This is a genomic window from Xenorhabdus anantnagensis (assembly GCF_028598555.1).
In the GTDB taxonomy this organism is placed as follows: Bacteria; Pseudomonadota; Gammaproteobacteria; order Enterobacterales; family Enterobacteriaceae; genus Xenorhabdus; species Xenorhabdus anantnagensis.
Window position 1 is genome coordinate 18,112 of the sequence record NZ_JAQRFN010000031.1, and the last position, 16,207, is coordinate 34,318.

At 39.8% G+C, this 16,207-nt stretch carries 15 protein-coding genes and 3 pseudogenes; 7 read left to right on the forward strand and 11 right to left on the reverse strand.

The genetic code is table 11. The annotated features are described in order from the left end of the window. Nucleotides 1–124: 124 nt before the first annotated feature. The 3 genes and pseudogenes from PSI14_RS17105 to PSI14_RS17115 all read left to right on the forward strand — a co-directional run. Nucleotides 125–355: pseudogene (locus PSI14_RS17105) on the forward strand (transposase); the annotation flags it as partial. A 475-nt stretch (nucleotides 356–830) separates the two neighbouring features. Further along, on the forward strand, nucleotides 831–2,660 hold the full coding sequence (locus PSI14_RS17110) for a colicin E3/pyocin S6 family cytotoxin (protein WP_273577062.1): 1,830 nt from the start codon (nucleotides 831–833) through the stop codon (nucleotides 2,658–2,660). A gap of 11 nt (nucleotides 2,661–2,671) precedes the next feature. Further along, nucleotides 2,672–2,920 (forward strand): colicin E3-like toxin immunity protein, encoded by a 249-nt coding sequence (locus tag PSI14_RS17115; protein WP_273577064.1) that lies wholly within the window; start codon nucleotides 2,672–2,674, stop codon nucleotides 2,918–2,920. A gap of 122 nt (nucleotides 2,921–3,042) precedes the next feature. On the opposite strand, the pseudogene PSI14_RS20405 reads toward PSI14_RS17115, so the two are convergent. Both PSI14_RS20405 and PSI14_RS20410 read right to left on the reverse strand, forming a co-directional pair. Further along, a pseudogene (locus PSI14_RS20405) lies at nucleotides 3,043–3,468 on the reverse strand (IS1 family transposase); the annotation flags it as partial. Between the two features lie 209 nt (nucleotides 3,469–3,677). Continuing rightward, a pseudogene (locus PSI14_RS20410) lies at nucleotides 3,678–4,306 on the reverse strand (glutathione S-transferase family protein). A 473-nt stretch (nucleotides 4,307–4,779) separates the two neighbouring features. On the opposite strand from PSI14_RS20410, the gene PSI14_RS17130 reads away from it, so the two are divergent. Beyond that, nucleotides 4,780–5,340 carry a cytochrome b gene (locus PSI14_RS17130; protein WP_273577066.1) on the forward strand — a complete coding sequence of 187 codons (561 nt, stop codon included), beginning with the start codon at nucleotides 4,780–4,782 and terminating at the stop codon, nucleotides 5,338–5,340. 79 nt (nucleotides 5,341–5,419) lie between these two features. Next, nucleotides 5,420–6,016 carry a YceI family protein gene (locus PSI14_RS17135; RefSeq protein ID WP_273577082.1) on the forward strand — a complete coding sequence of 199 codons (597 nt, stop codon included), beginning with the start codon at nucleotides 5,420–5,422 and terminating at the stop codon, nucleotides 6,014–6,016. Nucleotides 6,017–6,174: 158 nt separating this feature from the next. On the opposite strand, the gene PSI14_RS17140 is transcribed toward PSI14_RS17135, so the two are convergent. Genes PSI14_RS17140 through pvcA form a run of 3 tightly spaced genes read right to left on the reverse strand, consistent with a single transcriptional unit; the run spans nucleotide 6,175 to nucleotide 9,416 of the window. Next, the gene (locus tag PSI14_RS17140) at nucleotides 6,175–7,452 is read right to left on the reverse strand and encodes a rhabduscin glycosyltransferase (RefSeq protein WP_273577068.1); all 1,278 of its coding nucleotides are present in this window, start codon (nucleotides 7,450–7,452) and stop codon (nucleotides 6,175–6,177) included. Between the two features lie 35 nt (nucleotides 7,453–7,487). Then, nucleotides 7,488–8,357 (reverse strand): tyrosine isonitrile desaturase/decarboxylase, encoded by an 870-nt coding sequence (pvcB, locus tag PSI14_RS17145; RefSeq protein ID WP_273577069.1) that lies wholly within the window; start codon nucleotides 8,355–8,357, stop codon nucleotides 7,488–7,490. 36 nt (nucleotides 8,358–8,393) lie between these two features. Further along, nucleotides 8,394–9,416: an L-tyrosine isonitrile synthase gene (pvcA, locus tag PSI14_RS17150; protein WP_273577070.1), complete on the reverse strand. Its 1,023-nt coding sequence runs from the start codon at nucleotides 9,414–9,416 to the stop codon at nucleotides 8,394–8,396. Between the two features lie 404 nt (nucleotides 9,417–9,820). Between pvcA and PSI14_RS17155 the strand changes: the two genes are divergently transcribed. Next, nucleotides 9,821–9,970: a hypothetical protein gene (locus tag PSI14_RS17155; protein WP_273577071.1), complete on the forward strand. Its 150-nt coding sequence runs from the start codon at nucleotides 9,821–9,823 to the stop codon at nucleotides 9,968–9,970. Nucleotides 9,971–10,163: 193 nt separating this feature from the next. Here PSI14_RS17155 and aqpZ read toward each other — a convergent pair whose 3' ends face one another. Together aqpZ and eco are read right to left on the reverse strand one after the other, a co-directional pair. Then, nucleotides 10,164–10,871: an aquaporin Z gene (gene aqpZ / locus PSI14_RS17160; protein ID WP_273577072.1), complete on the reverse strand. Its 708-nt coding sequence runs from the start codon at nucleotides 10,869–10,871 to the stop codon at nucleotides 10,164–10,166. A gap of 320 nt (nucleotides 10,872–11,191) precedes the next feature. Next, nucleotides 11,192–11,668 (reverse strand): serine protease inhibitor ecotin, encoded by a 477-nt coding sequence (eco, locus tag PSI14_RS17165; RefSeq protein ID WP_273577073.1) that lies wholly within the window; start codon nucleotides 11,666–11,668, stop codon nucleotides 11,192–11,194. Nucleotides 11,669–11,936: 268 nt separating this feature from the next. Here eco and PSI14_RS17170 point away from each other — a divergent pair, with 268 nt between their 5' ends. After that, nucleotides 11,937–12,161, forward strand: coding sequence for an HP1242/YdcH family protein (locus PSI14_RS17170; RefSeq protein WP_273577074.1), 225 nt, complete (start codon nucleotides 11,937–11,939; stop codon nucleotides 12,159–12,161). 158 nt (nucleotides 12,162–12,319) lie between these two features. On the opposite strand, the gene PSI14_RS17175 is transcribed toward PSI14_RS17170, so the two are convergent. The 4 genes from PSI14_RS17175 to PSI14_RS17190 all read right to left on the reverse strand — a co-directional run. Continuing rightward, nucleotides 12,320–12,556 carry an ogr/Delta-like zinc finger family protein gene (locus PSI14_RS17175; RefSeq protein ID WP_273577075.1) on the reverse strand — a complete coding sequence of 79 codons (237 nt, stop codon included), beginning with the start codon at nucleotides 12,554–12,556 and terminating at the stop codon, nucleotides 12,320–12,322. A 69-nt stretch (nucleotides 12,557–12,625) separates the two neighbouring features. Further along, nucleotides 12,626–14,167, reverse strand: coding sequence for a phage late control D family protein (locus PSI14_RS17180; RefSeq protein WP_273577076.1), 1,542 nt, complete (start codon nucleotides 14,165–14,167; stop codon nucleotides 12,626–12,628). After that, entirely contained in the window at nucleotides 14,164–14,628 is a 465-nt protein-coding gene (locus PSI14_RS17185) for a phage tail protein (RefSeq protein ID WP_273577077.1), read from the reverse strand. The genes PSI14_RS17180 and PSI14_RS17185 overlap by 4 nt, the downstream gene beginning before the upstream one ends. Further along, a partial coding sequence (locus PSI14_RS17190; RefSeq protein WP_503016461.1) for a phage tail protein occupies nucleotides 14,625–16,207 on the reverse strand: 1,583 nt, incomplete at its 5' end. The genes PSI14_RS17190 and PSI14_RS17185, both read right to left, overlap by 4 nt.

Sequence of the window (16,207 nt, forward strand, 5' to 3'; positions counted from 1 at the left end):
CACCATAAAAAACGCGTTCAAGCCAGTTTCTCGCTCATCAAAAAAATCAAACGCGTTTAACTGGCATGGATAATCAGATTTTAACCTTGTATGCCAAAAGTATGACTACGCGCGAAATCGTAGCCACTTTCAAAGAGTTATCTGTACAACCAATGCGATCGAATCACTGAATAGCGTCATCAGACACGCGATAAAGAAGCGTAAAGTCTTCCCAACCGACGACTCAGTGAAAAAAGTGATCTGGTTAGCCATTCAAGCCGCCTCAAAGAACTGGACGATGCCACTTCAAAATTGGCGAATGGTGATGAGTCGTTTTATTATTGAGTTCGGTGATCGCCTTGACGGTCATTACTAAAAAAAGCATTTACATAAAATGTGTGGACAAGCTCCTTTCTCTCACACTATCTCTCACACTATGCCAGTGCCTGCGGTAAAAATATCAATACGTCACAAAATCGAGTGGGGGCATAACCCCCTCCCACTCAGTAACTTCACTTTGGACATTGCTGTATTGCAATCCGGTCGCCATCATAAACACCACATTATCTGTTAAACTGTATCCAGTACGAAGACCGGTTTAAATTCACCTACGCCTAAACATTTATCACAAATTATTCTATTCAACATATCTAATCTCCGATTCCATCTCTGTCCCTGTATGCATATAAAATACATATTTTGTTTTATTAATCATACAATTACATAATATAACAATCCCTTTTTTATCTTGTTAATATCATCAACAAGAACGGTAACTATTCATTTATCTGTTTAGTGACCGTTTATAACACACAGAATTTAATGATATTAATTAATAAACAGGAAGAATAATGCACGATACAATAACTGTAACATCACCAGGACCATCAAGGGATGCTGGCTGGGGAAATGAAAATGGCTTTGGCGATTATAATGGTGGCGGTAGCTCTGGTGGTTCCAGCCGTTCGGCGGGTTATGCTGTGGCAGCTCTCAGTATGGTCAGACCTGGTATTTCAGCGCTGGTCTTTCCATTCAACGGAGTGTTAAGCGCAACACTCAATATTAGTGGCTCTCTTGATACAGGTTTTATGAACCTGGGAAATTATATAGACACAGCTAAGCCATTTGCCACACGCATGTCTACGATAGCGATGAATACAGCGGTGATAAAAGGTGCTGCACGGTTCGCTGGCCCTGTAGCAGGGATTGCATCATTGGTAATGACTCTGGAGGAAGGAAGGCAGGAGGCTGTCGAGAGACTACAAAGAGAGCTTATTGAAAAAGCTCGAAAAGAAGCGGAACGTGTTAGTATCAAAGATGTTTATCAAATTATGGCACTGCCAGTAACAACAATGTTTGTGGCTTCTTTTGCGAGAGAACAAATTAATGCAATAATTCGGGGACAAAGTAACGTTGTTACAGACGTGGTCGCCCAGCTTGTTGTTGATACAAAAACTCAACAGAGTCAAATGGCAATTACAAGAAGCCTGACTAACGTTCCTATTGTAAAAGCAGAAAAAACGCATAAGTCTAACGTTTATTCTGCTCAGGTTGTTACCGGGATGAAACCTATGCAAATTAGAGTTGATAACTCAGTATCTTGGTCAACCCAAAAAAAACAGCCTAAAGTTAATCCGGCGCCTACGGTTGAGATATTTTCATCAGCAGTAATTTCTGATGTGCATCATGCAATTCTTGATTTTGATGGCAAACACGACCCTATCTATATTTCCGTGTCCAAAATTCCTACTGTTGTAGAAGAAAAAATACAACTGGAAGTGGCGAAAAAAAGAGAACAGGAATGGTTAGCGGCTCATCCCCTATTAGCAGCAGAATTAGAATTAGATGAAGCGGATAAAGCATTGCGTGATGTAGAAGCCACCGTTTACCAAGCTAGGAAGACACTAGATGCAAAAAGAAATGAACCTTTAGGGTTGACTCTGTCTAACCCTGAAAAATATCCTGTTACGGAAAACTGGACTTTTTCTTATCCACTTCTTGATTGGGGAAATTACGCTCAACTTGATTTTAACTTTTTTGCATTTGTTGATTCCGGAAAAAAACTTGATCTACTTCTTGAAAAGGGAGCGAAAGAACTTTTCCCAGAAGAGGTTAGCTGGGAAGAAGTCATTAAAAAATATGCAATAGGAGAAGTCCCATCTGATTTTATTAATTCACCCACTGAGAGCATTTTAATGCTGGGTGAAATTTATAAAGGGATGGCAATAGAAGAGCTTGATTACACCAGAAATAGCTTACTGGAACAAAAGCGTTCGATTGCCGAATTAGAAAAAGCCTTTGCAGTAGCAATAGAAAGCCGCAAGAAAGCGGAAAACAAGAAAAAAACTAAAGAACAAAAAGTCACGGAAGAAAAAGAAAAACAACGTAAAGGTGTTCAGCAAGATGGTCACAAATATCATCCTGCACCAAGAACGGAAGATATTAAAGGGCTAGGTGAATTGCGAAAAGGGCCGGCAAAAACACCAAAACAAGGGGGCGGTGGAAAACGAGCTCGATGGATTGGTGAAAAAGGACGTAAAATTTACGAGTGGGACTCACAACACGGCGAACTGGAAGGTTATCGAGCCAGCAACGGGGAACATCTTGGCTCTTTTGACCTCAAAACTGGTAATCAATTGAAACCAGCAGATCCAACACGCAATATTAAAAAATATCTTTAATGGAGAAAATTATGGGAATTAAATTAAATTTAACTTGGTTCAATAAAACAAATGAAGAGTTTGCTGGTGAAGAATATTCAAAGGATTTAGGATATGATAATTCCATCATTGAAAGTTGTGGCTTACCATTGCATGATACACTGAATAATGGTGTATTCGATGTATTAGATACATGGATTCCTGTTTTACAATCTAAATTTAGTCATTCAATTAATTTTGATAAATATATTTATCAAATCTCTTTTGATTATCAAGATTAATTATCAGATAAGGTGGGACTGCAGTCCCACCTTGTGGTTGACATCCGACCTATCCGCGCGAGCCTGTAAATTAAATTGTGTATTTGCTTTATTTTGATACGTTTAATTTATTATCAAAATAAGGTGAATTTCTTTCCTCTGAGATGCTTCCCCTCAGGAAGACAGTCATAGATCGCATAATCATCGGTGCAATAAAACTGGACTTCAAAAGGGGCTAACAGTTTGTTCAACGTTTTTCTGCTGCGGTCACCAAACACATGCGCGATGATAGCCTTTTGCTCAGGCTCCCAAGCATACCAGAAGCTAGCGTGGGTTTTTCTTATTGCCGACAAATGACCATTGCTCATCGACTTCACAAATAATTTCGATGTCGTTTCCCGTTAACGGGAGTGTGGTGACCTGTCTTGGCTCGAACTTTTTAATGTGCGGAGCACCGTGTTGATACCGACTTTCAGCGTCCGAGCGGTGTCTCTGATACTGCAGTTATTTACCGCTATATCAATGACTTGCTCTTTCATGCCGGGCTTGCAGGCTTGATAGGTATGGGAGCATGACCCTCGATAGAGCGAGACCAGTCAGTTAATTGAATTTTTGTTTAATTAATATTTAGTATAGTTAGGTTATTATAGCCATGTACTACATTTCCCAGCTAATTTTATCTTTATGCTCCGTTTCCTACGCGGAGCTTTTTTTATCCCAAGCTTTTTTTATCCCAATAAACAGGTTAACAGCCATAAAGAATGTACTATGTTGAATCTCAGTGTTCTATTTTCGGTTCTTTTTCCGCAGATCTCAGCCATTCCACCATCGCAGGATGTTTCAAGATGCGATCCACCCAGCCCTGACTGATAACAGAAAATTGCAATCCATAAGTTTGAGCGCGGAAAGCCACAGGAGCATAAAACGCATCGACAGCCGTGAATTTATCTCCCGCCAGCCATTCACCGCCAAATTTAGTTAATCCTTCTGTCCAAAGCGCATCGATTCGCTCAATATCGCGCTGCAATTCAGGTGTTTTTTCAGCCAATTCTGTCCGAACAGAACAATTCATTGCACAAACCTGACGTAATGTTGTAAAACCAGCGTGCATTTCTGCTGCGGCACTTCTCGCCCACGCTCTGGCTGTTTTATCTGATGGCCAGACTTTAGCGTGCTCCTCAGCAATATATTCTGCAATTGCCAATGAATCCCACACCGTAATGTTTCCATCAACCAGACAAGGAACCAACCCCGTAGGTGAAAATGCTTTGAATTTTTCATGGCTGCTTTTGCCACTTTCAAAAAACTCAGCTGCTCGTTAAAAGGAATATCCAGTGTCCTGAGTAAAACCCATGGACGCAATGACCAGAAAGAATAATTTTTATTGGCTATCCACAATGTATACATCGTTTTTCTCTCTGTAGTGATAATAATATCGTGATAAATGATGTGACTGCGTAAAAAATGGTAAAACATCTCATAATAAGAAAAAAGAGATAGACAATAAAATTGATCTTTTCATACTTAAAAAGTAACTGAAATCAAAAAACGCAGCCCATAAAAAAACCAAAAATAATTGGTTATATGAAATAACCAAAAAGAATATAACAACCCATCTGTTTTTCTTTATTTTACCTAAAACATCATCATTCCATCTTATTATTGATAAATTTTGACATTCTTAAACAAATAATTTGTTTGAGATTTATAAAAATAAAATTTAATTTTTATCTACTATAATATCTTAACTTTTTTATTAATATTTATGACACTTTAGGGCTGCCAGTACGCTTTATATCCGTTTTTCACGTTGCTGACTTGTTGACTACCCTTCAACTTGAAAGACGAAGGATATAAGTGATCAAAAATAAGGAAACAGTATGCTGCTAAAAAATACTTCCACACGCTTTGGTCATATTTCTATTTTAATCCATTGGCTAGTAGCCCTTGCCGTTTACGGGATGTTTGCCCTTGGATTGTGGATGGTGACATTGAGTTATTATGATACTTGGTATCATCGCGCCCCGGAGCTGCATAAAAGCATCGGTATACTCATCTTCATTGTCATGGTTATTCGTCTTATATGGCGGTTTATTTCTCCACCACCAAAATCATTGGCAAGCCACGGTCAATTTATACGCATAAGTTCAAAGCTGGCACAGTTCACACTGTATATTGTCCTGTTTGGCATCTTGGTCAGTGGATACCTGATTTCTACTGCGGATGGCGAATCCATCAGTGTTTTTGGGTGGTTTGACGTTCCCGCAACGTTGACTGAACAAGGAATTCAAGCTGATACAGCCGGCGTGATCCATCTTTATTTTGCTTGGATTGCAGTGGTGCTCTCCCTGCTGCATGGTCTCGCTGCACTAAAACACCATTTTATCGACCGTGATATCACCCTAAAAAGAATGCTTGGTTTCAATCCCGATATAAAATAATTTCTGGAGAATCACTCTTATGTTTGAAAAAACTGTATTTGAAAAGGTAATGTTTAAAAAGACCTTGTTTAAAAAGACCATGTTTAAAAAGAAATGGCTTAAGCAGTCAATAATTGGCCTGACCGCAGGTATGTTATTGATGGGCACTGGCTCAGCAATAGCTGCCGATTATAAATTTGATACGGCTGGTCAACACGCCTTTATTGAATTTCGTATCCAACATTTGGGTATGAGCTGGCTTTACGGTGGCTTCAAGAAATTTGACGGCAACTTTACGTTTGATGCACAAAATCCCGCGACAGATAAAGTCAATGTCACTATTAAAACAAATAGTGTCGATACCAACCATGCTGAGCGTGACAAACATCTACGCGGTGCTGATTTTTTGAATACAGCCAAATATCCAGAAGCCAAATTTACTTCAACCGAAGTCAAGAAAACAGGGGGAAATTACACCATCATCGGTGATCTAACATTAAATGGCGTTACTAAACCTGTGACATTGAACGCCAAATTAACGGGAGAAGGCAAAGATCCATGGGGCGGATATCGTGCAGGCTTTGAGGCCAATGGAAAAATCAAATTGAAAGATTTTAAGATTAAAAGCGACTTAGGGCCAAAATCTCAGGAAGTCGAGCTAATCATTTCTGTTGAAGGGGTACGGGAAAAAGCCTGATCTCCCTCTTGATAACGTTTTAATATTAATTTAAACGATTACTTTTTAGTAATAAAACGCGGCAAGAAACTATGCCGCGTTTTATTTTCACAATCTTCTATTTTTATATACCCTTCGTATTTCAAATCTGCCGGATAGAAATAATATTACTTCCGCAATTAATCAATCAATTCGTTAATGTGACGCGTTATTGAGGCCAAAGCATTATGGGCATCATAATCTGCCTTAATGATTTGTGACTGCTGATGCCATATCGGGGAAGATAATATCTTTGTCACTGCTTTATATAGTTGCTGTTCACTCGGTGTATCAGTATGCAGGCTGATACCACAACGTGACCAGATAACACGAGCAACAGCTTCCAATTTACCATCTCCTGTTCCCGCGACCACCAGAGGCACGCCGTGACGAATGGCAGAATTCAGCGAACCATAACCACCATTGGTAATAAAAATTGATGCGTGAGGAAGCCAATGTTCAAAATTGAGATACTCTACCACTCTGGCATTCTCTGGAATTTCTTCTCCCAAAGCATCGATAGAACGACCGCCTGTAATCGCCAATACCCGGACAGGCAAAGTTGCTAATGTGCGTAATGTCGGCAATATCAATTGGTTAAAATCAACATTAGCCAGTGTTCCCTGGGTTACCAAGATCAGCGGCAGGTTTTCATCCGGCCAACTGATTTGCGTTTTATCATCTTTCACTTTCACTGGCAGTGACCCGATAAAATCCACTGTCTCAGGTAAATCGTCACGTGAAAATTCAAATGATTGTGTTGCCAGTTGCAAGTAACGATCAACTCCGCTCATCAAAACATCGTTATGGTCTCCAGTCAGTGGTAGACAATCCACGGCAGCAAGCGACTGATTGAATGCGTCCCTGACCAGCTCGATTAATTGATGCGTCTCTTCATCCACTAATTGCTCACGTGTTAAATCAGCAGGCAATAATTCAGGTGGAATCCTAGGTCCCCAGAATATGGTATCCCTTGATGACCACGGCAACGGAGTAACACCAATAGCAATGACAGGAATACGTTTGTCAGCTGGTTTCTGCAATAGCGGCAACGCTGAATAAAAAGTATTGTCGATAATCAGAAGATCAGCTTGTCCCTCTTCGATCACTTGCATCAACTGCTTCGATAATACGGGAATAGGGGAGACAAAAAACCGCCTTAGTGACAGCGCCATCTGAGTATTTCCCGGCGGATGTTCTGCCCGTTCAGGAAAGTATTTTTCCAGATAGCGGTAATCAACATCCACTTGCTTATCGAAGGAAACAAAAGTGGCTCCCAACGCTTCCGTTTGCTGTTGAAAAAGGGAGCCACTGAATATCGTGATATCATGTCCCTGCCCTATTAAATGTTCCGCAATAGTGAAGATTGGAAAAACATGTCCAGGAGTTGCAACAGTAGCTAAAACAATACGAGACATTAAACAAACCTCTCTTTAAGACAACATCTACCCAATCAGGAACCGGAAACAGAAATAGTGCGAAAGCTGTGATTTTCACACACAGGCGCGCCATGGATATGAACCCGCTGAATATGGCGAGGAGAACGGGAGATAAAGGCCTCACGTCCATGTAATAAAGTAAAGTTATCGCAAATCGCAATGTCTCCAGACTGCCATTGATGAGCATAAAAATAACGCGGATCATACAACCGGTTATACAGTGTTTCTTCAAGTGTCTGTTGCTCTTCCTGTGATATTCCGTCTATCTTCAAAGAGTGATGATCAGCATACTTCGTATCTTCTTTTCCCATCGGCTCATTGTAACGCATCACCCACTTTTTACCGTCTGGATGCAGACAAACCAACGGTGAAACAACTTCGCCACCATAGTGTGTCACCCGGCTTGTACGGTAAGTAATGGTAGTATTCTTCCATGTATTGCGCTCATCATCATTGGCATCGGTAATCAATTGTTCAGTGTTGACAAATGTAGTACGTCCTCCCTGAGCAGCTTCAGGAGCAGAAACACAGTGAAATATCTGAAATTCAGGGATCGTCTCTCGATACATCCCATCCCAATGCAACGGCACACCACTACTGTCCAGAACATGGTCAGACGGTTCGGAGTGCTCCATAACATCCAATACCGTACCAAATGGCCACATCATGATTTCACCCCAGCGACTGGAATATTCCGTCAGTTTTTCTTTATCCGTAAAGCCGGAACGAAAGCCACGTAATACAACCAGTAAATGAGTACGGGCCAGTTCACGCAAGGCATCAATTGACAGTGTGGTAATATCCTGATCAGGATGCTTGGGCGTAATAAATACTCCGAAAGGTTTCACCAACTCAATATGACAATCAAGTTCATATGTATTCATGATTTTTTTCCCTCAAAAATGCGCTATACCACTGAGTTATTTTGCTTGTGCTGCCGTCGTCTTGAATTCTGTTTGCGAGTTTGCTTCAAACAGTTTTTCTTCAGATAATGTTTCAATCACGTAATGACTTGGAATACCCCGAATTTCGATTAGCTTTCCATTCAGCTTTTTCACTTCATCACTTTTCATCAACACAAACTGACCATTAATATTGGCAGCCACACCGTGCCACGGCGTTAACCAATCATCCCGGGTCGGCATCATATGAATACCAATTTTGATACTGTCGACGGGCTGTGGGTGAATAGAAAGACGGATCGCCAATGGGAACTGCTCTGCCAGCAAATTACCCCACGCCCAGCTACGTTGGATAACTCCGATAGCGCGCTGACGTGCATCCTTTTGCAACGCATTTTTCGAACCGGTGTATTCTGGTAATAAACTATCTTCATAAAGGAAACGAGTAATTGCCCGATATAATCGAACCCCATCTTCGTTTTCTTTGAGTGTTTCTTTGATCTCCTCAACGGAAGACGCATAGCGACTAACCAATAATTCACGCAGCTGATCGTAATCACTGGTATATTGAGTTAGTGATTCAACATTCCCAAGATTAAAAACCGAAAGATGAGTCGCACCCAATTCATGCAACAGTTTTTCAATTTCTAATTGGTAATGGGTAATTGTGTCATCATCAACATAAATAAGATCACTAAAAACATGTCCATCAGAACAAATAACAATATTTGCTCCAGGTGGATAATAAAGTTGAATACGCTGACAAAGGGAGTTTAGAAAAATCAGTGATAATTTTTCTGCCATATCCGGCATCTTACCCAATACTTTTCTAGGGTTTGGTGATTTTGTCGGAAATGCAGGCAAAATACATTCAATAGGTTTCCCTTGTTCCACAAATGTACGAATACGTGGCAATTGAACCTCTAAAACCTTTTTCTCTTCATATTGAAGTGTATGTTCAGATTCAGGGAAACGACGCCGGTATTGCAATAACTCATCTAGAATTTTATTAGACACTTCTTCTATGTCAAAACGTTCCATAATTCATTCCTAATTTATTACATTTACATCTAAGCTAATTAATGCAATTAGCAATATGTGAATATTGCTGTTTATAAAAAATCAGCCCACACGCTTTTGGATATAAAAAATTCTAAAAAATATTACAGAAGGAAATTAATAATATACAACCAAACCTAACTATAAATACATTGAGGTTTTTTTATTTTATCTTATTTTGTTACACGTGTTATATAACTATAAAAATCCTGCATATAAATATATATCATTATAATTTCTTAAAAAAATTAAAATTTTTAAAAAAATAATTCAATTTTTTTGATGGTGTTACAAAAGGTAAATAAAGTTCAGATTTTTTAGAAAAACTATTTTTAAAAGCTATATTATTTAGATATCTAACATCATTTATTACGAGATAAAAAATAATGTATGACAAATTTACAAACAAACACGCAAAAGAGATGGCAACAAACCCATATACTCAGAATCAGCTCATTAAATCACGTTCTGTCATTATCGCGGGGGAAATTAACCAGCAACTGGCTGATCAGCAAAGCAACCAAGCAATCTCTTGATAAAGTGGCAAAGATCATCGGGTTACAATATTTTTTGACGTTAATTTATTCAAGAAGATATTGCAGACATCGCAGGTTCAACTCGCTCCATGTTATATTTTTCCTTTAAAAATATTTAAGTATGAATAAGCCCATCATAAATAGGCATAAAAAAAGCCATGCTATAACATGGCCTTTCAAAATAAAGGAAATATTAATTCACGAATGAATCATCTTTCCGTAATAGTGATCGATATATTAACCCACCAATAACACCACCAATTAATGGAATTAACCAAAATACCCAAAGCTGCTTCAAAGCCCAGGTTCCCTGGAAAATAGCAACCGCAGTACTTCTTGCCGGGTTCACCGATGTATTTGTTACTGGAATGCTAATTAAATTAATAAGTGTCAATGCTAAACCGATAGCTAATGGTGCGAAACCTGCTGGCACATTTTTATCTGTTGCTCCAAGAATCACAATCAAGAAGAATGCGGTTAATACTAGCTCAATAATAATTGCGGCTTGTAATGAAAAACCACCGGGAGAATGTTCATCATAGCCATTGGATGCGAAACCACTTGCCGTTGCATCAAAACCACTTTTACCGCTGGCGATAAGATAAAGTACCGCTGCTGCCGCAATTCCTCCGATCACTTGGGCAATAATATAAGGAACGACATCTTTAGCTGAAATACGCCCGCCCACAAACAATCCCAATGTTACCGCCGGGTTAAAATGCCCTCCTGAAATGTGTCCCACAGCATAGGCCATCGTTACCACTGTTAAACCAAAAGCCAGAGATACCCCCAGAAAACCAATCCCCAGCTGTGGAAATGCCGCCGCTAAAACAGCACTACCACATCCACCGAATACCAACCAAAAAGTACCAAAGAACTCTGCCGATAATTTTTTAAACATTCTACGATTCCTCAATAATATTTGCATGAATGCAAAAGAATCCAAAAACAGTTTAGTTAGTATTTTCAAATATGGGCAAGGAATCACTGATAGAAAATAAAGGCGAAGAAAACATTGTCAATATGAATTAACGTGTATAGGTTAAATATGGATTGCTTTATTGTTAACTTAACAATAAGCAACGAAGAAATGAATTTTCATTTTTAAAAAATTAATATAAAAAAGACAGTGTATTAAACTCACTAATAGAACAACCTGAGTTTAATATGAAAAACTCAGGTTATTGATTTATCTAATCAAAGACTTATTTAATCAATGGCTTATTTAATTACCGCATTCTTTACTTCATCCGAGGCCAGCCAAATACGATATTTTACTGTCATATCTTTTGGCGTATATACTACGATAGGTAACTTACTGTTATAGCGTACAAAAGCATCTTTACCTAACTGAACCTGAACAAAGCTCATTTTATCCTTGTGTCCTGGACATGCCATTTTTGTTGAAGCGGGGCCGCTGACACTACTTAGCACATAATAATCAAACCCCCATCCTTCCAGCGTTTTTGTCTTCAACGTGCCGCCAAACCAGTGATGATTACAATCCACTTTCATATCCTTGCCAATCATCAACTCAACCATGTGGTTGTTTTCATGCTCTTTCTGAGGAAGTTCAATTACACTGCGTACCATTCCCTCAGAAGCTGCCGGATAAGGAGCGATATCTTCAAGTTTTTTATCCGCGAAAACAGAAGTCGAGACCATCAACGCCGCTAAAGGAAATAGATATTTTTTCATATATTACCTCTGGATATATTTAAAAAGGAGATTGAATAATAACAACAAAAAATCTGGGGTAAATTATGTTTTTTGGCAACACTCTGATTTTTATCGGCATTAGATAAAATTTAATTTATTCATTTAGAAACAATGTTAACTTTTATTAATAATCAATCTGATGAACTGGTGTTACCAGTTCTTTTTTATGTGATATATCTCAGGTCTGAGATTACAATGGGCTGCTACACTTATTAAGTGTGACGGTAAATTTCGTATAGGAGGTCTCATGTTTCTAGAATATCGTGATTTAGTATCCAACCTGAAAGAATCTCATCCCCGTTTCCAATCCCTGTTTGAAAAACATAACCGACTTGACCACGAGATAACCCAACTTGAAGGCCCAAATGGAGCGGGCTACAGTGATAAAGTTGTACGTTTGAAAAAAGAAAAACTACACATCAAAGATGAAATGCAAAGGATTTTGCAAGAAGAATCTCATAACCACAAATAACCCCGCTAAATGCTTTTGACGCCTACTTTGTTGACAAGTGGGCGTCAATAAAGTTCTCGATAAGAGAACTCATTTCAAATTCAATATCCACAAAAAAGCCACCATAATGGTGGCAAAACTGGAGCAATGTTTTTTTGTTATTTATGTTTTTACATTAATTACTGCACGGCAGCCACTTTCTGGCGAGGTTGTCTCTTGGTTTTTGCCTTTGGATGTGGCGTGACACTCTGGACTTCACCTGGCTTAGAAATGAAACGGACAAAGGTTTCATGGCTAACAAACGTTGCTCCACAATTGACGTTCTGACATTGGTTATAGCGCTCCTTTGTTTGGCTGGAATGCTCAAAGCTACTACGAGTATGCGCTGACTGACCACACAGAGGACACTTAATCATATTGTTCACCTTTCTTGAAATAACACTATCTCGTCTGGTGAACAATATACCAAAGATCTCATATTGAGATCAAGTCTTTATTTCAGTATCTTCCGTTTTGATCTCAACCTCATCAATTTTGATTTCGAGATCCAATGATGTCGTAAAGCCACTGTCGTTAAGATTGTGGGTTACTTTCACCAGCGTCCAATGAGTTCCATCAATCTCCGGCTTAAAATCCTTTAGCTGAATGGGTGTTTCAGGGTAAACATCTGCACGCCCTTTCGCCAATGTGATAGAGAATTGCGCCGCGCCTCTCTGCATTTTTTCCCAAGCAGCTTTGGCGGCACGCTCTGCATTTTCCTTATTAGAATAAATGCGGGAAAGCGTCAGGACATTCTCCTGAGTTCCGACTAAATAACTTGTAGATTCTTTCTGTACCGTTGTTGTTTTATGATACTCGGTCGTTGATTCACTTTGTTCTTTAGTAGATAGACTTACCTTGGTATCGATATTCCTTTCTCTGTCAATAGTTCTGTTTTTTCTTTTACGCTCCTTTTGCGCTTTTTCAATATAAGCGGGTTTCTCCCTTCCTTTTGTTTTGTGATTCTTCTTCGTTAAATCGACGCCATTTTTCTTTTCCAGACTCACTCCACTAGGCTTGGCAGAATTCACGCCTTGAGGAGACCCACTTTTGCGATCTTTTTCCTTTTTAAAGAAATGGGATTCTTTTTTCTTGGAAGAGTCTTTCTCTTTTGGGGAAGAATTTTTTTCTTTTTGAGGTGCATCCTTGCCCGGCGATTTTTTCTCACTGCTTCCATATTCAATGATAATTTCGACTTCTCCACTCTTTGATTCTACCCTCCTCAATTTAACCGTCTGCTTAGTCGCTGTGCGTGTATCCTGCCATTGGGCAACAACACTGGTATAAGCTTCACGATCAGACAAAGAAAACCGATGGCTGTCCCCTGATTCACGAGTAATCAGCACAGGCCGAATAGCCTGACCACTCACAGTTTTATTTTGTCCTTGACGAACAAACAACAACTCACCATTTTTGACAGAAACAATTGCCCCTTCTTGTTTTGCTATACGAGTCAGGAAGCTCACGTCAGATTCGTTAGTCTGATCGATGTGCATGGAGATCCCTTGTAATTCCTTACTGATTTGAAATTTCAGTTGGTTTCTCGCAGCAACCGTACTCACGATGTTTTCTAGCGTCTGTTTATGATAAGAATTTTCGCGTTTCACATTCAGATCACCACGAAAATCTGCACTTCGGGCACGAATGGTTAGTCGATCAGGCGCACCGACATGTTCGATTTCATCAACAACAAATTTTCCCTTCGGAGTTAAGGAGTGGCCGTGCCACCCCAGTTCCAATGTAAGAATATCGCCCCGACGAGGCAAACTCAGCATGCCATCAGCATCATCCAACTCAATATCGAGCTGGTCTGATTCCAAGCCACGATTATCCGTCAGCGTTAACGATATCAAGCGTGATTGAATCTTCTCGCTGATGTCCTTATTGTTGATTTCCAGACGAAAAGCGGGCTTACTGGTTTTTCCGGTAACTAAATCAAATTGGGGAACCCAATCCGTGCTAGGTATCCACTTTTCAAAATCGATCATAAGAAGACTCCCTTATCTTTATCAACAACCTCATTTTTGAAATCAGAAAGTTGATCCTGCAAATCACCCAACATTTCAAACAGATTGTTATCAACCCGCCGCAAAGTCAGCGTAAAACTGATTTTTCTGGCGGCACCACCTGACATAAATTCCGTTTTTGTCTCATCAATGCTTTCGATAACGAACATGCCGTAAATCGCACCACTTCCATCAATGAAAGACCACGCCTTGCCACTATCTGCCATTAATTTCAATGCAGTCAGTGAAAGAGAACCGCCTGTCAACTCAGGATAAAGCTCCCCTGATAGCGTGATCGTATCGTTATCTGAACCGACAAACTGCCATGCAGGCCGCGCTCCCACGCGGCTATTAAAGGCATGTCGCCAACTCTGCTTATATTGAAAAGTCTGATATGGCGTTGTTTTCAGCATAAATACAAACAAACCAAGTGCAGCCATCATGAGAAATCTTCTCCTCTGTCAGAAAGTGAGCTACGCATACGGGCTTGCTGCATACGTTCTCGCTGTTCCAGTTCCTGTCTGACCATGCGGGCAATATCCTGAGCGGATTGTCCCTGAGAGCCATAGACATAAATGTTATATTGCGGTGCTGCGCCACTATATTGCTGTGGCTGGCTCCACGCCCTCTTCGCCTGAACTTCCTCATAATAATGAGCAGGCAGACTTTGCGGATGCAGCGGTGCATCTTGTGCCGCTACAGGCAATGACATTGAACTAAATGCAAGACCAACGGCAGCAAGTTTCGCCGTATTTTTCCGACTGGTTACATTAGCTGGGCCATTAATAATTTCAGGGCCATATTCACCCACAATGCCTTGCTTCCCAGCAGGAATAAATCCTCCTGTATCATGTTTAGTCAGTTGTGCGGCTTGTTGAGATGTTTCGCTCTGAGTAGTTTCCTTCGATATTTTTAACGCAACTTCTTTTTTATCATCACCTGACCACCACGACCTAAAGATGTCAGTAATAGAGGAAATTTTACCTTTCAAGGCCTCCCATTTTTCTTGAATACCCGTTAACAAACTGTCGATCATTTCTGATCCAGCCTTCTTTAACTTTTCAGGAATAGCCTGAACATCAGCAACAATTTCATTCCATCTGTCTGAAATTGATTTTTTTACACTCTCCCAAATTTCAGATGTACTCTGTTTAACGGATTCCCAAGTTTCACTAATTGTCGCTTTAACTGATTCCCAGGCTTCTGAAGCACTTTGTTTAATGCTATCCCAGTTTTGGTAGATAATGCCGATTAACCCACCATCCATGAAATAACTCTTAATACCTTCCCATGCGGTACTGATTTTATCTTTAATACCCTGCCAGACATTGCTACAGATATTTTTGATGTTTTCCCACAACGCTGTAAATTTTGGCCCCAATGATTCCCAATTCTGCCAAATATAAATAGCAGCCATTGCGATAAGCCCAATGACAGCAAGAATCGGGTTTGCCATCATAGCTCGGCCAATAAACATCATTGCTTTGCCTAATACACTGAAAGCACTACTTAAAAAAGACAGACCTTTTACACCAACACTTGCCAGAATATTTATGCCATTACCCAAGACACCAAAAACTTTTTGACCAATATTCCCTAATGCTCCCAAGCCTGTTCTTTGTTTTCCAAAAGTATCTTTACCACCTTTGTTAGATAGCAAATCAGCACCATCATTAAGTGAGCCAAAAACCTTATTTCCGGTTTTACCAAAAAAATCCATGGCAGCTCTTAGTGCTTCTAAAGCTTCAGTTCCAAATTGCGCGAATGCCTTCAAGCCATCGTTTAAATTCTCCAGAGCCTGGATACCTATCTGGGCAAATTTATTTATATTGGCTCTTAATTCTTCCAGAGCCTGAACTCCAATCTGAGTAAATATATCCAGTGGTGCTGTTAATTTATTCAGTGCCTGAACGCCCAACTGCACAAATGCATCCAATGTGGATTTTAATTTATCCAGTGCCTGCGTTCCCAATTGCGCAAATATATCCAATGGCGCTGTTAGTTTATTCAGTGCCTGAACAC